Source organism: Streptomyces sp. NPDC059355, from assembly GCF_042752335.1.
GTDB lineage: Bacteria > Actinomycetota > Actinomycetes > Streptomycetales > Streptomycetaceae > Streptomyces.
On record NZ_JBHYXN010000009.1, the window covers coordinates 64,511 to 85,999 of the forward strand.

General features: G+C 73.5%; 17 protein-coding genes. 3 read left to right on the forward strand and 14 right to left on the reverse strand.

What is annotated here, in order from left to right; all coding sequences use genetic code 11:
• Positions 1 to 35: 35 nt before the first annotated feature.
• From ACFXGI_RS11340 to ACFXGI_RS11355, 4 genes are all read right to left on the reverse strand, one after another.
• Positions 36 to 791: an AIM24 family protein gene (locus ACFXGI_RS11340; RefSeq protein WP_384705177.1), complete on the reverse strand. Its 756-nt coding sequence runs from the start codon at positions 789 to 791 to the stop codon at positions 36 to 38.
• Positions 792 to 808: 17 nt separating this feature from the next.
• Entirely contained in the window at positions 809 to 1,489 is a 681-nt protein-coding gene (locus tag ACFXGI_RS11345) for an AIM24 family protein (protein ID WP_384705300.1), read from the reverse strand.
• A gap of 29 nt (positions 1,490 to 1,518) precedes the next feature.
• Complete coding sequence (locus ACFXGI_RS11350; RefSeq protein ID WP_384705178.1) at positions 1,519 to 3,204, reverse strand: TerD family protein; 1,686 nt, start codon at positions 3,202 to 3,204, stop codon at positions 1,519 to 1,521.
• Between the two features lie 182 nt (positions 3,205 to 3,386).
• The gene (locus ACFXGI_RS11355) at positions 3,387 to 3,926 is read right to left on the reverse strand and encodes a M48 family metallopeptidase (protein ID WP_030859424.1); all 540 of its coding nucleotides are present in this window, start codon (positions 3,924 to 3,926) and stop codon (positions 3,387 to 3,389) included.
• A gap of 210 nt (positions 3,927 to 4,136) precedes the next feature.
• Between ACFXGI_RS11355 and ACFXGI_RS11360 the strand changes: the two genes are divergently transcribed.
• A complete protein-coding gene (locus ACFXGI_RS11360) occupies positions 4,137 to 5,243 on the forward strand; it encodes a ThiF family adenylyltransferase (RefSeq protein WP_384705179.1) in 1,107 nt (368 codons plus the stop codon).
• A 189-nt stretch (positions 5,244 to 5,432) separates the two neighbouring features.
• The gene (locus ACFXGI_RS11365) at positions 5,433 to 6,761 is read left to right on the forward strand and encodes an ABC1 kinase family protein (protein WP_384705180.1); all 1,329 of its coding nucleotides are present in this window, start codon (positions 5,433 to 5,435) and stop codon (positions 6,759 to 6,761) included.
• A 24-nt stretch (positions 6,762 to 6,785) separates the two neighbouring features.
• On the opposite strand, the gene ACFXGI_RS11370 is transcribed toward ACFXGI_RS11365, so the two are convergent.
• From ACFXGI_RS11370 to ACFXGI_RS11390, 5 genes are all read right to left on the reverse strand, one after another.
• Positions 6,786 to 6,992: a hypothetical protein gene (locus tag ACFXGI_RS11370; protein ID WP_099889587.1), complete on the reverse strand. Its 207-nt coding sequence runs from the start codon at positions 6,990 to 6,992 to the stop codon at positions 6,786 to 6,788.
• 121 nt (positions 6,993 to 7,113) lie between these two features.
• Positions 7,114 to 7,443, reverse strand: coding sequence for a hypothetical protein (locus tag ACFXGI_RS11375; protein WP_384705181.1), 330 nt, complete (start codon positions 7,441 to 7,443; stop codon positions 7,114 to 7,116).
• Complete coding sequence (locus ACFXGI_RS11380; protein ID WP_030153506.1) at positions 7,440 to 7,811, reverse strand: WhiB family transcriptional regulator; 372 nt, start codon at positions 7,809 to 7,811, stop codon at positions 7,440 to 7,442. Before ACFXGI_RS11380 ends, ACFXGI_RS11375 begins: the two co-directional genes overlap by 4 nt.
• A gap of 184 nt (positions 7,812 to 7,995) precedes the next feature.
• Positions 7,996 to 8,334: a hypothetical protein gene (locus tag ACFXGI_RS11385; RefSeq protein WP_384705182.1), complete on the reverse strand. Its 339-nt coding sequence runs from the start codon at positions 8,332 to 8,334 to the stop codon at positions 7,996 to 7,998.
• A 167-nt stretch (positions 8,335 to 8,501) separates the two neighbouring features.
• Positions 8,502 to 10,730: an ATP-dependent DNA helicase UvrD2 gene (locus ACFXGI_RS11390; RefSeq protein ID WP_384705183.1), complete on the reverse strand. Its 2,229-nt coding sequence runs from the start codon at positions 10,728 to 10,730 to the stop codon at positions 8,502 to 8,504.
• 137 nt (positions 10,731 to 10,867) lie between these two features.
• Between ACFXGI_RS11390 and ACFXGI_RS11395 the strand changes: the two genes are divergently transcribed.
• Entirely contained in the window at positions 10,868 to 11,128 is a 261-nt protein-coding gene (locus ACFXGI_RS11395) for a mycoredoxin (RefSeq protein ID WP_030153502.1), read from the forward strand.
• A gap of 120 nt (positions 11,129 to 11,248) precedes the next feature.
• Here ACFXGI_RS11395 and nudC read toward each other — a convergent pair whose 3' ends face one another.
• From nudC to ACFXGI_RS11420, 5 genes are all read right to left on the reverse strand, one after another.
• Positions 11,249 to 12,190, reverse strand: coding sequence for an NAD(+) diphosphatase (gene nudC, locus ACFXGI_RS11400; RefSeq protein WP_384705184.1), 942 nt, complete (start codon positions 12,188 to 12,190; stop codon positions 11,249 to 11,251).
• A 160-nt stretch (positions 12,191 to 12,350) separates the two neighbouring features.
• Positions 12,351 to 13,766 carry a dipeptidase gene (locus tag ACFXGI_RS11405; RefSeq protein WP_384705185.1) on the reverse strand — a complete coding sequence of 472 codons (1,416 nt, stop codon included), beginning with the start codon at positions 13,764 to 13,766 and terminating at the stop codon, positions 12,351 to 12,353.
• 10 nt (positions 13,767 to 13,776) lie between these two features.
• Complete coding sequence (locus ACFXGI_RS11410) at positions 13,777 to 17,331, reverse strand: UvrD-helicase domain-containing protein (protein ID WP_384705186.1); 3,555 nt, start codon at positions 17,329 to 17,331, stop codon at positions 13,777 to 13,779.
• A 112-nt stretch (positions 17,332 to 17,443) separates the two neighbouring features.
• The gene (locus ACFXGI_RS11415) at positions 17,444 to 20,854 is read right to left on the reverse strand and encodes an ATP-dependent helicase (RefSeq protein ID WP_384705187.1); all 3,411 of its coding nucleotides are present in this window, start codon (positions 20,852 to 20,854) and stop codon (positions 17,444 to 17,446) included.
• A 225-nt stretch (positions 20,855 to 21,079) separates the two neighbouring features.
• The gene (locus ACFXGI_RS11420) at positions 21,080 to 21,427 is read right to left on the reverse strand and encodes an MGMT family protein (protein WP_384705188.1); all 348 of its coding nucleotides are present in this window, start codon (positions 21,425 to 21,427) and stop codon (positions 21,080 to 21,082) included.
• Positions 21,428 to 21,489 lie beyond the last annotated feature (62 nt).

Here is a 21,489-nt window from a genome sequence, read left to right on the forward strand (position 1 = left end):
GCGGAGCCGCCCCTTCCCCGTACCCGTCGGGCGCGCTAGTTCCAGGCGTTGTTCTGGTTCTGGGCCTGGACGCCGTGCTGGCCCATCCCGTACTGCGCGGCCATGCCCTGCCCGAGCTGGGCGTTCTGCGGCGGCAGCACCTCGCTCGGCTGCACCAGCGCGAAGCCGGTGCCCAGGAAGCTGAGCTCCCAGCCCTCGCCGGTGTTGCCGCGCCGCCGCCAGACGCCGGTGGAGTGCGTCTGGGCCTGCATCTGCACGCGCAGCGAGGTGGACCAGGCGACGATCGCGTCCGCGTCGGCGTTGACGTACTTGTCGGGGGTGACCTGCATCATCAGCGGCTGCCCGGAGGTCATCAGCGCGACCTTGCCGCGGCCGGTGATGTTGAGCTGATACTTGCCCGAGCCCGAGACCCCGTACTGGCTGTCCACCGCGATGGCCTCGGTGTGCAGGGTGGAGTCCAGGGCCAGCACGTAGCTGCTGTCGACGGTGAGGCCGTCCTGGTCCACGTCCACGACGTGCACGTACTGGGCGAGGTTGGCCAGGTAGACCGTGCCCTGCCCGGAGCAGCGCATCAGGTCGAGGCCCTCGCCGGTGCGGGCGCGGGCGGTGCGCTGCGTGGTGCTCTGGTACTCGCCGTCGAAGTCGATGATCCCCTGGTAGGCGACCATGGCGCCCTTGCGGGCGAGCACGTCGTCGGAGCCGGCCAGGGTGACCCGCAGCAGCTGCGGGTTCTGGACGGCGTACCGCTCCTGGGACTGCTGCTCGGCGTGGCCGAAAAGTGAGCTCTGCATGATGTGTCCGCTCCCCCTCAGCCCCGGGTCCGGAGCCGGTCGGTGCTGTCCTCGCTGGGCTGTACGACGACGATGCCCTGGCCGGAGAAGGCCATCTGGTAGGCCTCCCCGCTGCCCCGGCCGATCATCGACGAGGCCTTGAAGCTGCGCTTGCCCTTCACCTTGAGGTTCGGGGACCAGGCGACGAGCGCGTCCGGGTCGACGTACGTCTCGTCGTCGCCCCGGCCGCAGTCGACCACGATCGGGGTGCCGCGGGAGGTGATGGCGACCCAGCCGGTGCCCGCGATCTGTACGTTGAACAGGCCCTGGCCGGCGAACTTGGCCATGCCCTTGACGCGTTCGACGCCCCACTGGAGGTGGGCGTCGAAGGCGAGCAGGTTGGTGCCGTTGACCGAGAGCGCGTCGTTGTTGAGGTTGATCACGACGACGTCGGCGCCGTAGTCGGCGAGGTAGAGCAGGCCGTCACCGGTGCACTTCATCAGCGGGGCGCCCTCGCCGGTGAGCCACTGGGAGGCCATCTGGCGCAGGGCCGGCGGGTTGGGCTCGTACTGGACGAAGCCCTCGTACGCGACCATCGATCCGGTGCGCGCGAAGAGGTCCTGGCCGCTCTGCATGGCGACCTTGAGCATGGCCTTGCCGTGGTTCTCCATGCGGGCCGTGACGGGGGTGGGGGCGTAGCCCGCGAGCTGCTGGTTCATTGCGTTCATGGCATTCATGTGGGGCTCCCTCAGACCTCGTACGGCTGGACGACGATGAAGTTGCCGGGAGCGCCGCGGAACTGGAGGTTCACGGTCTCCCCGCTGTGGCCGGGGTAGGCGTTGCGCCGCAGCCGGACCTGGCTGGAGACGATCACCTGGGAGGCCGCCGACCACGCGACGATGGCGTTGCTGTCGGCGAAGGTGGTCGGGGTGACGGGCAGGACGACGGGCGTGCCGTGCGTCTTGACGATCACCGTGCCGGAGCCCTGGAACAACATCGTGAACAGGGCGCCGCCGGGGATGCCGTGGCCCTCGATGCGGCGGACCTCGTGCTGGAGGGACTCGTCGAAGGCGAGGACGCTCTCCGCGGAGACGCAGATCCCGTCGCCCTGGAGCTCGATGGCGTGCAGGTGGGCGCCGTTCTCGGCGAGGAAGACCTGGCCGCGGCCGCTGCAGCGCATCAGCTGCATCTCCTGGCCGGTGGCGTTGCCCACGATGCGGCCGGCGAAACCGGCGCCCTTGTAGCTGAAGTCGACCTTGCCCTGGTAGAGGACCATGCTGCCCTGGCGGGCGAGGACGGGCTGGCCGCCCATCGACAGGTCGACCCGCATGAGCTGCTGGTTCTGCGAGGTCCAGCGGGTGCCGGTGGGGACTTCCTTGTACGGCTGGAGGGCGGCGGCGAGGCCGGCGCCGGCGGCCTGCGGGGCGCCCTGGCCGTAGCCGGGCTGCTGCCCGGGGATCTGCTGGCCGTACGGGGGCGGCTGCTGGCCGGGGACCTGGCCGTAGGGGGCGGGAGCCGGGGCGGGGGGCGGGACCTGGCCGCCGTAGCCGGGCACCTGGCCGTACGAGGGCTGCGGCGGCTGGCCGTACGAGGGCGGGCCGGGCGGCTGCGGGGCGTGCGGCGGCTGGCCGTACGGGGCGGGGGCCGGCGGGGTGGTGATCGGGCCGACCATGGTCGGGGCCGAGTGCACCGGGGCGGGCGGGGCGGGCTGCTGGTACTGCGGGGCGGGGGCCGGGGCTGGTGCGGGCTGCGGGACGTACGGGGCCTGGGGTGCCTGCGGGGCCTGGACCGGAGTGCCGAAGGACGGCGCCGGAGCGGCTGCCTGCGGCGGCGGGGCGAATCCCGGCGCGGCGCCGGCCTGGGCCGGGGCGGCGGCCTGCTGCTGCGGTGCCGGCTGCTCTTCCTCCTCGGCGACCTCGCCGCCGAAGTTCTTGAGCAGCGCGGCGAGCCCGCCGTCGAAGCCCTGGCCCACGGCGGCGAAGCGCCACACGTCCTTGAGGTAGAAGTCGCCGAGCATGACCGCGCGCTCGGTGCTGAACTCCGCGCCCGTGAAGGAGTACCGGACGACTTCCTCGCCGCCGGCCACGATCCGGATGTAGCCCGGTCCGATCTGCGACATATGTCCGGCGCCGTCGATCGTGGCGGTGAAGGACAGCTTGTGGATGCCCGCCGGGACGCGGTCCAGCGTCACCCGGAAGGACTCGGTGTCTCCGGCCTGGGCACCGAGCTGCTGGATCGACTCCTCCGGCGACTTCGGCTGGTTGTAGAAGACGAAGTACCGGTCGTCCGAGAGCTGCTCGTTGGCGTCAAGGCCGAAGCAGCTGATGTCGAAGGCGAGTCCCGGACCGGCGACCTGCACGCCCACGTACAGATCCGTGCCTGCCGTCAGATCGCTGATCTTGGCCTTGTGACCGCGTTGGAATTCCCTGGCCATACGTAACGACCGTCCCCCATCCCGACAGTGATTTGCGTGCCGCTCAGGCTAGCCGCATCCGCCGACATCCGGCCAAGTCGGTACCGACCCGGTACATATCGAGACGTCAGCCGCCCGGGGTGCGCGGCACGGGTGCTCGGGCGGTGCTCGGGGCGGGTGCTCGGGCCGGGTGCTCGGGCGGATCATTCCTCGCGGGCCGCCGGGACCTTGGGGAGGCGCTCGGCGGCGACCACTCCCTCCAGGTAGCCGCGGGCCCGCTCGGTGCGCGGGTAGGCCTCGAGCAGTTCCCAGAAGCGGGGGCCGTGGCCGGGCACGAGGAGGTGGGCCAGCTCGTGGAGCAGCACGTAGTCGACGACGTACTCCGGCATCCCCTGGAGGCGGTGGGAGAGCCGGATGCTGCCTTCGGCGGGGGTGCAGGAGCCCCAGCGGGTGTTCTGGTTGGTGACCCAGCGGACCGAGCGGGGGCGGGCGCGGGCGCCGAGGTACTGGTCGGACAAACGCTCGGCGCGCTCGGTGAGTTCCGCGTCCCCCAGGGTGCGCTTGCTCTCCTGCGCGGCCAGTTTGTCGAGCATGACCCCCACCCAGCGCTGCTCCTCGGCCTCGGACATCCGGGCAGGGATGAGGACGACCGTACGGTCACCCTCGCGGTAGGCCGATACGGTCCTGCGGCGGCGCGCGCTCCGGCGGACTTCGACGGCGCGCTGCTGTGGGTCGGCGGACACGCCCAAGACCGTACCCGCTCGCCTGCCCGAAGTCCTCACGCTCCACGCTTCGAACGTGATCGATTCGAAGGCGGCACCAAAAGCACCTCTTCTCTCCATCTCATATGCCTAATAACCCTTGCCTGTGGACAAACTGACGCACGGAGCGCGGCGGGCGGGCACTCTTCGAAAGGACGGGAACGAGGCGGGGTTCGCAGGAGGGGGAGAGTCATGTATCCGAAGGTGAAGCCGACGCTGGCGAGGGCGTGGCGGGATCTGCAGACGGTGCAGTTCGGGGTGACGCCCGCGCATGCGGTGGTGCTCGGCCCGGTGGACACGGCGACGGGGTCGCTCATCGACCGGATCGACGGGACGCGGGGGATGGAGCTGCTGCGCGCGGAGGCGGTGGCGGTGGGGCTGCCGGAGGGGCAGGTCGACGCGCTGGTGCGGCGGCTGGCGGAGGCAGGGCTGCTGGACGATGCCACGGCGGGCGGTCCGCGGGCCCAGGCCGTGCGCAAGCGGCCGGAGACCCTGGAGCGGCTCGGGCCCGATCTGGGCTCGCTGTCGCTGGTGCGCCGCGAGCCGGGGGGTGACTTACGGGCGGTCGCGGCGCGGCGGGCCGTACGGGTCCAGGTACGCGGGAGCGGCCGGGTGGGCGCGGTGATCGCCGGGGTCCTGGCGGCTGCGGGCGTGGGCCGGGTCGAGGTGCTCGACGGCGGCCGGGTGGAGCCGGCGGATGTGGCGCCGGGCGGACTCGCCCCCGACAGCGTGGGCCGGATGCGGGCGGAGGCCGCGGCCGGGCTGGTCCGCGCCTCGGCCCCGGGGAGCCCACCGCGGACCGCGGAGTACGAGGGGCCCGGGCCGGGGGTGTCCCTGGTGGTGGTCGCGCCCCGGGACGGCTTGCAGGCGTGGGCCCCGGATCCGGGTACCGCGGCCGACTGGATCGCCTCCGGCACCCCTCATCTGTACGCCGGGGTCCTGGAAGCCACGGGGCTGGTGGGGCCACTGGTGCTGCCCGGGGCCACGGCGTGCGCGGGCTGCATGGAACGCGACCGGGTCGAGGCGGATCCGGCCTGGCCCCGCATGCTGGTGCAATGGCGCTCGGCGCACCGCCGCCGGACCACCGCGGCCTGCGATCTGGGCCTGGCGACGGCGGTGGCGGGCCTGGCCGCGGCCCACGCCCTGTCCTTCCTCGACGGGGAACTCCCCGCCTCCACGGCCACCCGCTGGGAAGCTGCCCTCCCGGGCCTCCACTGGCAGCGGACCCCCGTACACCCCCACTCCGACTGCCCCTGCGCTGCGGCCCGCATCCCGGCGGAACAGGCGGTGCCCTCGTGAAGGCTCCACGGGTTCGCCGGTCGCGCGGGCCCGCGGGGGTGGACACGGCCTGGCACCGGGGATCCGCTCGCCGTCGGGGTGGGCGCCTCGGACGGGGTGGGGTGGGGGCGCCATGACAGGATGCGGTTGTCCGAGGGGTCATCCTGAACCGCCGCTTGCGGCACAGCTGTCTGGGAACTGGAGGGGCGCATGTCTGATCTTCCCCGGAAGGCGGTCACCCGTACCGTCAAGCTGGCCGCGCTGCCGCTCGGCTTCGCGGGCCGGGTCACCTGGGGGCTGGGGAAGCGGATCGGGGGCAAGTCGGCGGAGATCGTGGCGCGCGAGCTCCAGCAGCGCACCGCCGAGCAGCTGTTCCGCACGCTCGGGGAGTTGAAGGGCGGTGCCATGAAGTTCGGGCAGGCGCTCTCGGTCTTCGAGTCGGCCCTGCCCGAGGAGGTCGCCGGCCCGTACCGGGCGGCGCTGACCAAGCTCCAGGAGGCGGCTCCGCCCCTGCCCGCCCAGACGGTGCACCAGGTGCTGGCGGACCGGCTGGGAGCCGACTGGCGGGACCTGTTCGAGGAGTTCGAGGACAAGCCGGCGGCGGCCGCCTCGATCGGGCAGGTGCACCGGGCGGTGTGGCACGACGGCCGGCAGGTCGCGGTCAAGGTGCAGTACCCGGGGGCCGGCGAGGCGCTGCTGTCGGACCTGAAGCAACTGGGCCGGTTCGCGGGGCTGCTGGGGCCGCTGATTCCCGGCATGGACGTCAAGCCGCTGATCAAGGAGTTGCGCGACCGGGTCTCCGAGGAGCTGGACTACGAGCTGGAGGCGGAGGCGCAGCGGACCCACGCGGACGCGTTCGAGGGCGACGAGGACGTGGTCGTACCGGACGTCGTGCACCAGAGCGACCAGGTGCTGGTGACCGAGTGGATGGAGGGGACCCCGCTGTCGGAGGTGATAGCGGACGGCACCCAGGAGGAGCGCGACCGCGCCGGACAGCTGCTGGCCCGGTTCCTCTTCTCCGGGCCCGCGCGCACCGGGCTGCTGCACGCCGATCCGCACCCGGGCAACTTCCGGCTGCTGACGGGGGCGGACGGGCGGATACGGCTGGGCGTGCTGGACTTCGGCACCGTCGACCGGCTGCCCGGCGGCTGGCCCAAGCCCATAGGCACCTCGCTGCGGATGACGCTGGAGGGTGACGCCGAGGGGATCTACGGGCACCTGTGCGCCGAGGGGTTCGTGAGGGAGTCCATCGAACTGGATCCGGAGGCGGTGCTGGACTATCTGCTGCCCATCATCGAGCCCGCCCAGGCGCAGGAGTTCACCTTCACGCGGCCGTGGCTGCGCGGCCAGGCGGCGCGGATCGCCGATCCCCGTTCCCCCGCACACCAGTTGGGCCGGCAGATCAATCTGCCGCCCTCGTACCTGCTGATCCACCGGGTGACGCTGAGCACCATCGGGGTGCTCTGCCAGCTGGGCGCGACGGTACGGCTGCGGGACGAACTGGAGTCCTGGCTCCCGGGGTTCCTGCCCGAGGAGTGAGCACTGGGCGCCGCGGACTCCGGCTCACCACCAGGAGGAGTCGAGGCGGCCCTCGATCGCCCTGAGGTTGGCTCGCGCGCAGTCGACGCAGAAGTACTGTCTGGTCCCGTTCTCCACCGAGCAGGTCCAGGTGGGCGGGGCGCCGTCGGGGGCCTTCTTGCCGCAGCGCGCGCAGACGACGGGCTGGGCCTCGGGTCCCGACGGGGCGGGGTGGGGATTCGGCTGGTCCACCTCCAGACGATATCCCCGCGAGGGGTGGAGAGCCGTCCGCAACGCACCGGGGGGACCGGTCCGTTCGGACCGGTCCCCCGTACGCTGCTGCGCCGCTGGTCAGCGGCGGTTCAGCGGTTGCTCAGTGCATGACGGCCATGGCGAGGGCCCGCCGGGCGCGCAGCGAGACGCGCTCGGCACGCCGCTGCATGCGGCGGGCGGCGACCAGGCGCACGGCGCGACGCTCGGCGTCGACCTCGCGCATGCGGTCGTCCATATGGGCACGGGCCAGGGCTTCTGGGATGAGTTGCATTTCTCGGGTCCTGTTCTGACGCGAGGTGATCGCGCCGGTGGTGATGAAGTCTGCGTGGGCGGAGCCGTGCGGCTGCTCGCTCGTCGTGTGGGCGGTCATGAGGGCCTGCTTCAAGGGGTCGTGCGTCACGGGGCGGTCGATGGTTCCGATGGCGGTCATGCCGCGACAACCGGGTTCTTGCGCGGACGGCCACGGGGGCGCTTCCGGGCTACGACAACGCCCTGGACGAACAGCTCGCCACCCCAGACACCCCAGGGCTCGCGGCGCTCGAGCGCACCGGCGAGGCAGGCCTCGACCAGCGGGCAGGTGGCGCAGAGGGACTTGGCGTACTCGACGTCCGCGGGGGACTCGGCGAAGAAGACCTCGGGGTCGTAGGTACGGCAGGCGACGGGTACGCCGAGGTTCTCGATGGCGTCGTCGAGCGCGGTCAGCGCGGTGAGGGGAGTCAAGGTGGAGTCCTCCGGGACTGCGGGCGGGGAGATCGTCTGGGTCTGCGGTACGGACGGGGCGTGCGCTTCGAGTTGCACGGTGTTTTCTTCCTCGTCTTGGTTGGCTAGTCGTTCCGGCCGGGTTCGGCCGGGGGCGGCTGGTACCTGGTCTTGCCAGTCCCGAGGCTCCTTCGTGCCGTCGTCCCCTGGTCGGGGACAAACAGAAGGGCCGCGGATCCCGGGTGGGGTTCCGCGGCCCTGAAGGCGCCGGCCTGATCATGGATCAGGCTGGATCACTCCAGGGTTCGAGCCCGCGGAAGGCCCACATCAGGTGGTGCTGCTGCTTCTTCGTCTGCGTCGTCTTGGATCCGGCACCGGCTGCGGCCGCAAACCCATAGGCGCCATGCGCCTGGGCTTCCAGTACTGCCACCGGTGCCTGGGTCGGTCGCTCATTCCGCTCGCTCGCCAGGAGCGCGGAGGGCGCGGCCAGCAGGGCGCGGCTGTCAGCGGAAATCGCGGACAGACCGGTACCCAGGAGCGGGAGGAGCGAGGAGGAGCCGAGCGTGCAGGAAGCGGCGACCGAGCGATCGGTCATTTTGGTGGTGGTGATGAAGCTGGTCACTGGTCTCGCCTCCTCTCGGCGTCTCGGGGACGGGGCCCGGGGGCCTGTCCCATGCGTATTCGGATAAGTACAGCACGGATCCGGAGCTTCGGAGAAGCCACCGTTTCCGTTGCTAAGAACCTATGGGGATTCGCTGGGCATGTGCAAACTATTTTTCCGACGAGTTTCTACGCGTCGTCAGCATCCGCACCCCCGCGCTCCTGACCTGCGCAGATGGCCAGGACATCGGCTCCGTACCGGTCGAGCTTGCGGCCGCCGACTCCAGAGATCATCGAGAGCTCGCCCGCCTCGGACGGCTGGGCCTCCGCGATCGCGACGAGCGTCCTGTCCGTGAACACGCAGTACGCGGGCAGTCCCTGCTCCTTCGCCTGCCCCGCGCGCCACTCGCGCAGCCGCTCGTAGAGCCCTTCGTCCATGTCGGACGGGCAGTCGTCGCAGCGCATCAGTTTCAGCTCGGCGGCCTCGGTGAGGGTCTTGCCGCAGACCCGGCACAGCGCCGGTCCGCGGCGCCCGCGCTTGCGGACCCCTCGCTCGGCCTCGGCGCCCTGCCGGCTTCCCGGGGCCGCAGAGCCCGGCCGCAGGCCGTTCAGGAAGCGGCTGGGGCGTCGGGAGGCCCGGCCGCCCGGAGCCCGGGAGAGCGCCCAGGAGAGCGTCAGGTGCAGCCGCGCCCGCGTGACGCCGACGTAGAGCAGCCGGCGCTCCTCCTCCACCTGCTCGTCGGTCTTGGCGTACGTGATCGGCAGCATGCCGTCGGTGAGGCCGGCCAGGAACACGGCGTCCCACTCCAGGCCCTTGGCGGCGTGCAGCGAGGCGAGGGTGACGCCCTGGACGGTCGGGGCGTGCTGGGCGGCCTTGCGCTCGTCCAGCTCGACGGTGAGCTCCGCCAGGGTGGCCCCGGGCCGGCCGCGGGCGAAGTCCTCGGCGAGCCGGACGAGGGCGGCCACCGACTCCCACTGGTCGCGGACGGCGCCGGAGCCGGCGGGCGGCTCGGTGGTCCAGCCGGTGGAGCTGAGCACGGCCCGGACCTGGGAGCCGAGCTCGACGACGTCCTCGAGCAGCGGGTCGTTGCCCCCGGAGCGGGCGGCGCCGCGCAGGGCGAGGATCGCCTTCTGCACCTCGGGGCGCTCGAAGAAGCGCTCGGCGCCGCGCAGCTGGTACGGGACGCCCGCGTCGGCGAGGGCCTGCTCGTAGACCTCGGACTGGGCGTTGATGCGGTAGAGCACCGCGATCTCGCCGGCCGGGACGCCCGCCGCGATCAGGTCCCGGATCCGCAGGGCGACGCCCTCGGCCTCGGCGGGCTCGTCCGGGTACTCGGCGTAGACCGGGTCGGGGCCGGGCTCGCGCTGGGAGACCAGCTCCAGGCGGTGCTCGGCGGCGCGGCCCCTGGCCTGGGCGAGGAGCCCGTTCGCGAGGTGGACCACCTGGGGGGTGGAGCGGTAGTCGCGGACCAGCTTGACCAGGGTCGCCTGCGGGTAGCGGGTGCGGAAGTTCAGCAGGTGGTCCGGGGTGGCACCGGTGAAGGAGTAGATCGTCTGGCTGGCGTCGCCGACGACGCAGAGGCTGTCGCGCTCGCCGAGCCACAGGTCCAGCAGCCGCTGCTGGAGCGGGCTGACGTCCTGGTACTCGTCCACCACGAAGTGCTGGTACTGGGTGCGGATCTGCTCGGCGATGTCGTGGCGGTCCTGGAGGATGCCGACGGTGAGCAGCAGCACGTCCTCGAAGTCGATCATGCCGCGGTCGCGCTTGAGCTGCTCGTACGTCCCGTAGATCTGGGCGATCTCCGCCATGTCCCGCGGGGCTTCACGGCCCGCCTTGAGGGCGGTCGCCGGATAGTCGGAGGGCACGGTCTGGGTGACCTTCGCCCACTCGATCTCGCCGGTGACATCGCGCAGCTCGCCGCGGTCGAGCCGGATGCGGCAGCGGGCGCCGGCCTCGGCGACGAGCTGGATCTTGCGCTCGACGAGCCGGGGCACGTCTCCGCCGATCGCCTTGGGCCAGAAGTACTGGAGCTGGCGCAGGGCGGCGGAGTGGAACGTCCGCGCCTGCACCCCGCCCGCGCCGAGGGTGCGCAGGCGGCCGCGCATCTCGCCGGCGGCCCGGTTGGTGAACGTGACGGCCAGCACACTGGCCGGCATCAGCTGCCCGGAGCGGACCCCGTAGGCGATGCGGTGGGTGATCGCCCGGGTCTTGCCCGTGCCCGCACCCGCCAGCACGCACACCGGCCCGCGCAGGGTCGTCGCGACCTCGCGCTGCTCCGGGTCCAGGCCCAGGAGCACCGCGTCGGCCGAGTCCGCGCCGGCGGGGAAGGATGAGGAGTGCGTTGCTGATGTCACCCCGCCATGCTGCCAGGTCCCGAGGGGCGGCCGGGAAAGTTGTCCACAGGGTGCGCCGTTCATCGCACCGTCGCACTTGACGGACCCGGCGTACTTGACGTACTCGGACGTCCCGGCCGCAACGCGGGTGCGGGAATGGCCCCGCGGTCCCGTACGTTCGAGTACTCGGACCACCCAGACCCCACAGAGGAGAGCGCAGCATGCAGGACACGGGTTCCGTCACGATGTACAGCACGACCTGGTGCGGCTACTGCCGCCGGCTGAAGACCCAGCTGGACCGGGAAGGCATCGCGTACAACGAGATCAACATCGAGCTGGACCCCGAGTCCGCGGCGTTCGTGGAGAAGGCGAACGGCGGCAACCAGACGGTCCCGACCGTGCTCGTGAAGTCCGCCGCCGGCGCCGAGTCGGTCATGACGAACCCGAGCCTGGCCCAGGTCAAGCAGGCCCTCGCCGTCTGATCCGCAGCGTCCGCAGCCCGGCGCGGTGCGCGCGCAGAAAGGCCCCCGCAGCGTGCGGGGGCCTTCTGGCGTGTGAGGGGCGTTGCGCGCCGCCGTGTGACGAGTCTTACGCGACCGGTCTCACGCGACCGGGCGCGGCAGCGGCTCCCCGTACCAGCGCTCCACCAGGCGGGCCGCGATGGAGATCCCCGACGGGGGCAGCATCTCGCCGGACTCGAACGCGGCGCGCAGTTCCTCGCGGGAGAACCAGCGGGCCTCCTCGATCTCCTCGCCGTCGACCGTGATCTCGGTGGTCGTGGCGCGCGCCGTGAAGCCCAGCATCAGGCTGTACGGGAACGGCCAGGGCTGGCTGGCGACGTACTCGACCTCGCCGACCCTGATGCCCGCCTCCTCCCACACCTCGCGCACGACCGACTGCTCGATCGACTCGCCCGGCTCCACGAACCCGGCCAGCGTCGAGAAGCGCCCCTCCGGCCAGTGCACCTGGCGGCCCAGCAGCGCGCGGTCGTGCTCGTCGGTGACCAGCATGATCACCGCGGGGTCGGTGCGCGGGTAGTGCTCGGCGCCGCAGCCCGGGCAGCGGCGGATGTGCCCGGCGGCCGCGACCACCGTGCGCTCGCCGCAGCGGGAGCAGAAGCGGTGCATCCGCTGCCAGTTCTCCAGGGCCACCGCGTGCACCATCAGCCCGGCGTCGCGCGGGGACAGCAGCAGCCCGGCCTCGCGCAGGCCGGCCGCGCGCGCCGACTGGTCCATCCGGCCGGGCAGGGAGTCCTTCTGGAGCGCGAAGTACCGTACGCCGTCGTCGTCGGTGCCCAGGAAATAGCGGTGCGTCTCGGTGACCGGGGCCTCGAAGGCCGGGGTCATCACGATTCCGGTCACCCCGTCGGGGGTGTCGTCGATCAGGACCTGGCCGCCGGAGACCACGAAGACGCGGGTGTCCGGGTGGCTCCAGGCCGCCGCGAGCCAGGCCTCGTCGAGGCGGTGGTGCGCGGCGCGGTCGATTCCGCTGGGCGCGGCGAGCGAGATCGGGTGCTCGGTATGGGTGCTCACAGGTACTTCCAACTCCCCCGGTGGTGGGACAGGCAGGCTCAGTGACTCGTGACTCGTGGCTCGTGGCTCGTGGCTCGTGGCTCGGTGAACGCGGTGAACGCGGTGAACGCGGTGAACGCGGTGAACGCGGTGAACGCGGTGAACGCGGTGAACCGGTGAGGCTGTGGGTGCCTCAGGCGGGCTTCCCGCGGGAGGCGGCCAGGTCGCCCCACAGGTAGGCGGCCGTTTCGACGCCCTTGAGGAGCAGGTCCAGCTCGACCTTCTCGTTCGGCGAGTGCCAGCCGTCCGACGGCACGGAGATGCCGAGGAACAGGACGGGCGCGTCCAGTACGTCCTGGAGGTCGGCCGCCGGTCCGGAGCCGCCCTCGCGGGTGAAGCGGACCTTCTCGCCGAATGCCCGCCCCATGGCCCGTACGACGGACTGCAGCGCCGGGTGGTCCAGCGGCGTCAGGCAGGGCCGGGTGGGGGCGCCGAAGACGATGGAGTGCCGGATCCCGTCCGGGATCCGCGCCGCGACCCAGTCCCGGACGGCCGCCTCGACCTCGTACGGGTCCTGCCCGGACACCAGGCGGAACGACAGCTTCAGGTGGGCGGAGGCGGGCACGATGGTCTTGCCGCCGGGGCCCTGGTAGCCGCCGCCGATGCCGTTGACCTCGGCGGTCGGGCGGGCCCAGACCCGCTCCAGGGTGGAGTAGCCCTTCTCGCCCGCGGCGGCGTGCGACCTGGCCGTGCGCAGCCACTCGGACTCGTCGAACGGCAGCTCGGCGATCAGCGCCCGCTCCTCGTCCGTGAGCTCGGCGATGTTGTCGTAGAAGCCGGGGATCGTGACCCGCTCGTCGGCGTCGTGCAGCGCCGCGACCAGGCGGGCGGCGACGGTGGCCGGGTTGGGCACGGCCCCGCCGAAGGCCCCGGAGTGGATGTCCTGGTCGGGCCCGTGCAGGTCGATCTCGCAGTCGGCGACGCCGCGCATGCCGGTGCAGACGGTGGGCGTGGTCTCGGACCACATGCCGGTGTCGGAGACGATCACGACGTCGGCGGCGAGGCGCTGCGCCTCACGCTCGACGAGGGCGCGGAAGTTCGGGGAGCCCGACTCCTCCTCGCCCTCGATGATCAGCTTGAGGTGGACGGCCGGGGCCTCGGCGCCGGTGGCCGCCAGGTGGGCCCGTACACCGAGGGTGTGGAAGAAGACCTGGCCCTTGTCGTCGGCGGCGCCGCGCGCGTACAGGCGGCCGCCCTGGACCACCGGCTCGAACGGGTCGGTGTGCCAGCCGTCGGCAACGGCGGCGGGCTGCACGTCGTGGTGCCCGTAGACGAGGACGGTCGGGGCGTCCGGGTCCGCGCTCGGCCACTCGGCGAAGACGGCGGGCGCACCGGGGGTCGGCCAGATCTCCGTGACCGGGAAGCCGGTCTCCTTGAGCTTCGCCGCGAGCCACTCGGCGCTGCGCCGTACGTCGTCCGCGTGCTCGGGCTGGGCCGAGACGGAGGGGATGCGCAGCCACTCGGCGAGGTCCTCGAGGAACGCGGCGCGGTGGGTGTCGATGTACGTGCGGACGGTGCGGACGACGCTGTCCGCCGGGGTTTCGCTCATGCCTACGAGCCTAACTGTCGGGGTGCCGGTCACTGTCCGTGTCCGATTTGCCTTGGAGGATCCGCTCAAGACGGTCCCGGCCGGGGAGGTCGCGGGGGCGGATCACGCGGCCGCTGCGGACGTGGAGGAAGGCGGCGCCGACCCGGTCGAGGGGGGTGCCGGTGGCTTCCGCCCAGGCCAGGCGGTAGACGGCGAGCTGGAGGGGGTCGGCCTCGGTGGTGCGGCCGGTCTTCCAGTCGACGATCTCGTAGCCGCCGTCCTCGGTCCGGTACACGGCGTCGATCCGGCCGCGGACGACGCGGCCGGCAAGGGTGAACTGGACCGGGACCTCCATGCGGTACGGGGTGCGCTCGGCGTACTCGCTCCGCTCGAAGGCGGCTTTGAGGGAGTCGAGGTCGGCCTCGTCGGCGATGTCCTGGTCGGAGCCGGGCAGCTCGGTGACGGGGTCGAGTACGTCGAGGAGCGGCAGCGGGAGCTCGTCGAAGCGGGACTCGACCCAGGCGTGGAAGCGCGTGCCCTGGCGCGCCGCGGGTTGCGGGGGCTTCGGCATGGGGCGGGCCAGGTCGCGGGCGAAGCCCTGCTCGTCCGCGGCGAGGCGCAGGAGCTGGCTGGCGGAGAGGGCGGCCGGGAGCTCGACGTCGCGCACGGCGGCGCGGGCGCGCCGGAGCTCGCCCTCGAGGGCGTCGAGGTCCCGGTCCCAGGAGGCGATGGCCCGGGCCTCTTCGGGGGTGAGGGCGGCCGCTCCCGCGGTACGCCGTCCCGCGGGGGCGGAGCCCCGGCCGTCGTCGGGCGGACCGGCGGGAGCCGGGTCCCGGACCGCGGGCCCGGTGCGGGGGTGCGGGACGGCCGCCGCCCCGCCTCGTACGACCGGGGCTTCGTCCGCCGGCCGGGCTTCGTCCGCCGGCCAGGACTCGTCCGCGTCCCAGGCCCCGTCCGCCGCCCAGAGGTCCTCGCCGTCCGGCTCCTCGCCGTACGAGGGGTCCTCGCAGTCCGGGGGCCACAGGTAGGGCTCCGGCTCCGGGGCGGGGGCGGCGGCAGGGGCGGGGTCCGGCTCGGGAGCAGCCAGGTGCGACTCGACCAGGGCCGCCGCCGCGCGGCGCAGGGCCAGGGACGCCGGGTCCAGGGGGAGGGGCCAGGACCGGTCCGGGGTGGACTCCGTGGCGAGGGACGGGTTCTCCGCGTCCGGGTCCGGTTCCTGCGTCCAGGCCTCGATCTCGCCGTTCCCCGCCACGCAGTGGTCGTACAGGGCGGACAGGAAGGCGGACGGGCCCCGGCGCTTCTTCTGCGTCGGGCCCCACCAGTGCCCCGAGGCCAGGAGGAGCGTGCGGGGGCGGGTGAACGTGACGTAGCCCAGGCGGAGTTCCTCCACCGCCTTGTGCTCCTTCAGCGCCGCCTTGAACGCCTTCAGGCCGGCCGGGGTCCACGCCGGATCACCCGGAAGGGTGGCCGCGTCGCCGCGCAGGCCGTACGGCAGGACCTTGGCGTACGAGGTCCACGGCTCCGGGGCCTTCTCCTTCGGGAACGCGCCCGCGCACAGGTCCGGGACCACCACCACGTCCCACTCCAGCCCCTTGGACTTGTGGGCGGTGAGCACCTTCACCGTGTTCTCCCCGCCGGGCAGGGCGTGGTCCAGGCCCTTCTCGTACTGGACCGCCGTGCGCAGGAAGCCCAGGAAGGCCAGCAGGCTCGCCTCGCCGTCCAGGGACGCGAAGCCGGCCGCCACGTCCATGAAGCCGGAGAGCGACTCGCGCCGCCGGGCCGCCAGCGCGTGCGGCGACGCCGACAGCTCCACGTCCAGGCCGGTCGCGGCCAGCACCCGGTGCAGTACGTCCATCAGCGGGTCCGCGAGCGAACGCCGCAGGTCCCGCAGCTCCTGGGCCAGGTGCGCGAAGCGGACCCGGGCCGCCGGGGAGAACGGCAGGTCGTCGGCGGAGGACCCCGCCCCGGAACCGTCCAGGAACGTCTCCAGCGCGTCCGCCAGCGAGACGACCTCCGCCGGGTCCACCCCCTCCACCGCCGCCGCGAGGCGCTCGTCCGGTTCCACCTCGCCCGGTGCGCGGCCGATCAGCTGCCGCGCCCGGCGCCCCAGCAGGGCCAGGTCGCGCGCGCCGATCCGCCAGCGCGGGCCGATGAGGAGGCGTACCAGGGAGGCGTTGGCGCCCGGATCCTGGAGCACCTCGCACACCGCGACCAGGTCCGCGACCTCCGGCAGGTGCAGCAGCCCGGACAGCCCGACGACCTCCACCGGCACGTCCCGGGCCACCAGTACGGCCTGGATCTGCGCGAAGTCCCGCGCCGACCGGCACAGCACCGCGATCTCGCGCGGCTCCGTCCCCGTACGGACCAGGTGCGCGACCGAGTCCGCGAGCCACTCCAGCTCCTCGGCGTGCGTGTCCAGCAGGGCGCAGCGGACCGATCCGGACCGCTCCTCCCCCGGCGCCGCGCGCAGCGCCTCCACGCCCTCGTGCATCGAGCGCAGCGGCGCGGCCAGCTCGTTGGCCAGGTCGAGGAGGCGGCCGCCGCTGCGCCGGTTCTCGCTCAGCGAGAACCGGGTCGCGGGGCGGCCGTCGGCGTGCGGGAAGTGCTCGGGGAAGTCGTCCAGGTTGGCCACGGACGCGCCGCGCCAGCCGTAGATCGCCTGGCAGGGGTCGCCGACGGCGGTCACCGCGTGCCCGCTGCCCCCGCCGAACAGGCCGGACAGCAGCAGCCGCTGGGCCACGGAGGTGTCCTGGTATTCGTCGAGCAGGACCACCCGGAATTCCTCGCGCAGCAGTGCACCGACCTCGGGCCGGGTGGTGGCGAGCTGCGCGGAGAGGGCTATCTGGTCGCTGAAGTCGAGCAGGTCGCGGGAGCGTTTGGCGGTGCGGTAGCGCTCGGTCAGCTCCAGCAGTTCGAGGCGGCCGCGGACGGCCTCGGGGACCTTGCGCAGGTCGTCGTTGGTGAGCTTGGCGCCGGCGAGGGCGTCGAGGAGCTCCGTGTCGTACGCGCGCAGCTCGGCCGGGGTGACCAGGTGCTCGGAGAGTTCGCCGTCGAGCGCGAGCAGGTCGCTGACCAGGTCGGGGACGGATTTGGTGAGTGCCGGGTACGGGCCGGGGGCCTCGCGCAGCACGCGCGCGGCGAGCTGGAAGCGGGTGGCGTCGGCGAGGAGGCGGGCGCTGGGCTCCAGGCCGATGCGCAGGCCGTGGTCCCCCAGGAGCTGGCCGGCGAAGGCGTGGTACGTGGAGATGCGCGGCTCGCCGCCGGCCGCGTCGGCATCGGCCGGCGAGGGGTCCGGGTCGGTGATGCCGGCCCGCGCGAGGGCCTTGCGCACGCGCTCGGCGAGCTCGGCGGCGGCCTTGTTCGTGAAGGTCAGGCCGAGGACCTGCTCGGGGGCGACCGCTCCGGTGCCGACCAGCCAGACCACGCGGGCGGCCATGACGGTGGTCTTGCCGGAACCGGCGCCGGCCACGATGACCTGGGGGGCGGCGGGGGCCGTGATGCAGTCCAGCTGTTCGGGCGTGAACGGGATGCCGAGGAGCTCCTTGAGCTGCTCGGGGTCGGTGAGGACGGACGGACGCGCGGGCACGTGAAGAGGCTAGCCGGACCCGCCGACACTCCCGGCCGCCGTCTCACGGGCCGGCCGGTCACCGGCCGGCCGCGGTCAACCGCCGGTTGGCCGCGGGTGCCGGCCGTGTGACTCACTCCACGGTCTGGCGGCCCTCCGGGCGCGCGCTGCACGCGCTGCGGAAGGAGCAGTGGTCGCAGTGCTTGCCGGTGGCGGGCGCGAAGCGCTCGTCCAGGACCCGGCCGGCGGCGGTGGCGAGGAGGTCGCCGACCCATTCGCCGTTCAGCGGCTGCTGCGCCTGGATCTTGGGCACCGTCTCGCCGCCCTCCCGCTGGGCGGCGCCCTGGCGCAGCTGCACCAGCTCGGCGCCGCCGGCCTCGGGGCGCACCCCGTCGAAGACCTCGTCGACTGCGCCTTCGCGTACGGCGAGCTGGTAGACGGCGAGCTGGGGGTGGCGCTCGACCTCGGCCTTGGTGGGCGCGGACTTGCCGGTCTTGAAGTCGACGACGTACGCGCGCCCCTGCGGGTCGGCCTCGACCCGGTCCATGGAGCCCCGGATGCGGACGGCGACGTCACCGGCTTCGAGCGTGACGTCGAACGCGTGCTCCGTGGCCACGGCCTCCCGGCCCCCGCGGTCGGTGGTGTGCCAGCGCAGGAAGCGCTCCAGGGCGGCGCGGGCGTTGTCCTTCTCCTGGCGGGACTTCCACGGGGCGTCGAAGGCGAGGGCGTCCCAGACGGAGTCGAGGCGTTCCATCAGGACGGCGAGGTCGGCGGGGGTGCGGCCGGAGGCGACTTCGTCGGCGAGGACGTGGACGACGTTGCCGAAGCCCTGGGCGGCGGTGGAGGGGGCGTCGGCCTTGACCTCGCGGCCGAGGAACCACTGCAGGGAGCAGGTGTTGGCGAGCTGGTCCAGGGCGGAGCCGGAGAGGGCGACGGGCCGGTCCCGGTCGCGCAGCGGAACGCTGCTGCGGGTGGGCTCGTACAGCCCCCACCAGCGCTGCGGGTGCGCGGCGGGGACCAGCGGGCGGTCGTCCTCGTCGGTGAGCGCGGCGAGGCGGGCGAGACGGCGGGCGGCGGCCTCGCGGAGCGCGGGCGAGGCGTCGGGGTCGACGGTGGTGGCGCGCAGTTCCGCGACGAGCGCGGGGACGGCGAGGGGGCGGCGGGGACGGCCGGTGACGTCCTTCGGGATGACCCCGAGCTCGGTGAGGAAGCGGGAGGGCTGGTCGCCGTCCTCGGCCGGTGCCTTGACGGCGGTGACGACGAGCCGGTCGCGGGCTCGGGTGGCGGCGACGTAGAAGAGGCGGCGCTCCTCCGCCAGGAGGGCGCCGGGGGTGAGGGGCTCGGCGAGGCCGTCGCGGCCGATGCGGTCGGCTTCGAGGAGGGAGCCGCGGCGGCGCAGGTCGGGCCAGAGCCCTTCCTGTACGCCGGCGACGACGACGAGGGACCACTCCAGGCCCTTGGAGCGGTGGGCGGTCATGAGGCGGACGGCGTCGGTGCGGGTGGCCTTGCCCGTCAGGGTGTCGGCGGCGATGTCCTCGGCTTCGAGCTGTTCGAGGAAGTTGAGCGCGCCGCGGCCGCCGGTGCGGTCTTCGGCGCGGGCCGCGGTGTCGAAGAGCGCGCAGACGGCGTCGAGGTCGCGGTCGGCGTTGCGGCCGGCCGCGCCGCCGCGGCGGGCGCCGCGCTCCAGGCGCTGGGGCCAGGGGGTGCCCTCCCAGAGGGTCCAGAGGGCCTCTTCCGCGGTGCCGCCGCCCTGGAGGAGCTCGCGGGCCTTGCGCAGGAGCAGCCCGAGGCGCTGTGCTCCGCGGGCGTACGCGGGGTCGTGGGCGGTGAGCCGCTCGGGCTCGGCGAGGGCGCGGGCGAGCAGGACGTCGGAGGGGGCCGGTACCTTGACGCCGGCCGCCCGCTCCTCGTCGCGCAGGGCCCGCCCGAGCCGCCGCAGATCGGCGGCGTCCATCCCCCCGAGCGGCGAGCTCAGCAGCGCGAGCGCGGCCTCGACCCCGACCCACCCTTCATCCGCTGCGGGCGCGGACTCGGCCTCGGCGTCGGCGTCGGCCTCGGTCTCGGTCTCGGTCTCGACTTCGGCCTCGTATTCCGGCTCCGGGCCCGAGGTGTCCGGGCCCGAGGTGTCCGGGCCCGCGTCCGGCTCCGCGTCCGGGCCCTCGGCGACCTGGGGAGGGGAGGGTTCGCCGGCGGGGGCCGGGATCGGGGTCGCGGCGATGCGCAGGGCCGTCAGGAGGGGGGTTATCGCCGGTTCGTGGCGCAGGGGGGTGTCCGTGCCGTCCGTCTCCGCCGGGACTCCCGCCGAGATCAGGGCGCGGCGCATCGCCGGGAGGGTGCGGCCGCCGGAGCGGACCAGGACGGCCATGTCCTGCCACGGCACGCCGTCCTCCAGGTGCGCCCGGCGCAGGATGTCGGCGATGTTGTCCAGCTCGGCCCCGGCCGTGGGGTACGTGAACACCTCCACCCCGCCGCCCTCCCGGACCGGGGTCAGGGCGCGGTGGGCGCGGACCGCCGCCGAGGGGAGGCGCGGGACCGGCATACGGGTGGTCAGGAGGCGGGTCGCCGCCAGGAGGCCGGCCCGCGAGCGGCGGCCCACCGTCAGCGCGTGGACCGCCGCACCCGGGAACGAGCCCTCGAAGTCGAGGATGTTGTTGATGTCGGCGCCGCGGAAGGCGTAGATCGACTGGTCCGGGTCGCCGAAGGCGACCAGCGTGCCCGCCGGTCCGGCCAGGGCCCGCAGCAGCCGCAGCTGGGAGGCGTCCGTGTCCTGGTACTCGTCCACGTAGATCGCGTCGTAGGACAGGGCGAGGGATGGAGTGCGTTCGGCGAGGAGGACGGCCCGGTGGACGAGCTCCGCGTAGTCCAGCGTGCCCTGCATGTCCAGTACGTCCAGGTACTCCGACAGGAACGCGGCCGCCGCCTTCCAGTCCGGGCGGCCCAGCCGGGTCGCGAACGCGTCGAGCGCCGCCGGGCCGAGGCCCAGCTCGCGGGCGCGGGCGAGCACCGCGCGGACCTCGTCCGCGAATCCGCGCGTGGTGAGCGCGGCCCTCAGGTCGTCCGGCCAGCGGATGGAGCGGATCCGGCGCTGGCCGTCGAGCAGGGTGCGGACCATCACGTCCTGCTCCGGACCCGACAGCAGCCGCAGCGGATCCGCGAACAGGTCGGTGTCCTGGTGGGCGCGGACCAGTCCGTAGCAGAAGGAGTGGAAGGTGGTGGCCTGCGGGGCGTGCGCCCCGCCGAGCCGCAGGGCGGCCCGGTCACGCAGTTCGACGGCCGCCTTGCGACTGAAGGTGAGGATGAGGATCCGGGCCGGGTCCGTCCCGGCCTCGACCCGGGCCGCGGCCGCCTCGACAAGCGTGGTGGTCTTCCCGGTACCCGGTCCGGCCAGGACGAGAAGCGGTCCGCTGGTGTGATCAACCACCGCCTGCTGCGCTGCGTCCAGAACAGGGGGATCCACCCGCTGCGGCCCGGTACGCACGAGCCGGTACGCGTCGGGGGTCCGCGCACGCCGCCGCTCGGTGCGGTCGGATGGAGAGGTGATCACGTGGGGTGCCGGTCCAGGTCCTGGTGGGTCTGCGGTTGTTGCGGTCACGGCCGTCCCCGCGGGTGCCGCGGTCACCGCCGCGCCTGCCGAGGCCGAAGCCGAAGGGGCAACGCTACGGCAACCGCCGGGGCCGGCGCAGTTCCCCGAGGTCGGGACGGAGCGCCCCCGTGCCGTCGCCCGTACGGGCGCTCGACCGCCCGCCCCGCCCCCGCATGGCCGAAGCTGTCAGATGTGACCCTCGTCCCGTGCGGCGTACTCCTCCCGCCCGTCCCAGCGCGCCCGCGGCATGTTCAGCCGGGCCTCGCCGGCGGCGGTCAGCCGCAGCGGAGTGGCCTCCGTGCGGTAGTGCTCCAGGGCCCGGACCTCGCTGCCGGGCAGCGGCCGGCCGTCCGCCCGGACCACGCGCCACCAGGGCACCGCTCCCCCGTACAGGGCCATCACACGGCCGACTTGGCGCGGTCCGCCCTCGCCGAGCCACTCGGCGACGTCCCCGTACGTCATCACCCGGCCGGGCGGAATCCGCTCGGCCACCTCCAGCACCCGCTCCGCGTACTCGGGCAGCTCTTCGCTCATTGCGCCCATGGTGCCGTACATCACGGACCGGTTCCCGGAAGGTTTCCTTCCGTACCGGCACG

What these genes read in the sequence shown, in the direction of transcription:
- ACFXGI_RS11340 (WP_384705177.1), bottom strand. Translation starts at nt 791, where the DNA reads ATGCAGAGCTCACTTTTCGGCCACGCCGAGCAGCAGTCCCAGGAGCGG.
- ACFXGI_RS11345 (WP_384705300.1), bottom strand. Translation starts at nt 1,489, where the DNA reads ATGAACCAGCAGCTCGCGGGCTACGCCCCCACCCCCGTCACGGCCCGC.
- ACFXGI_RS11350 (WP_384705178.1), bottom strand. Translation starts at nt 3,204, where the DNA reads ATGGCCAGGGAATTCCAACGCGGTCACAAGGCCAAGATCAGCGATCTG.
- ACFXGI_RS11360 (WP_384705179.1), top strand. Translation starts at nt 4,137, where the DNA reads ATGTATCCGAAGGTGAAGCCGACGCTGGCGAGGGCGTGGCGGGATCTG.
- ACFXGI_RS11365 (WP_384705180.1), top strand. Translation starts at nt 5,433, where the DNA reads ATGTCTGATCTTCCCCGGAAGGCGGTCACCCGTACCGTCAAGCTGGCC.
- ACFXGI_RS11375 (WP_384705181.1), bottom strand. Translation starts at nt 7,443, where the DNA reads ATGACCGCCATCGGAACCATCGACCGCCCCGTGACGCACGACCCCTTG.
- ACFXGI_RS11390 (WP_384705183.1), bottom strand. Translation starts at nt 10,730, where the DNA reads ATGAACGGCGCACCCTGTGGACAACTTTCCCGGCCGCCCCTCGGGACC.
- ACFXGI_RS11395 (WP_030153502.1), top strand. Translation starts at nt 10,868, where the DNA reads ATGCAGGACACGGGTTCCGTCACGATGTACAGCACGACCTGGTGCGGC.
- ACFXGI_RS11405 (WP_384705185.1), bottom strand. Translation starts at nt 13,766, where the DNA reads ATGAGCGAAACCCCGGCGGACAGCGTCGTCCGCACCGTCCGCACGTAC.
- ACFXGI_RS11420 (WP_384705188.1), bottom strand. Translation starts at nt 21,427, where the DNA reads ATGAGCGAAGAGCTGCCCGAGTACGCGGAGCGGGTGCTGGAGGTGGCC.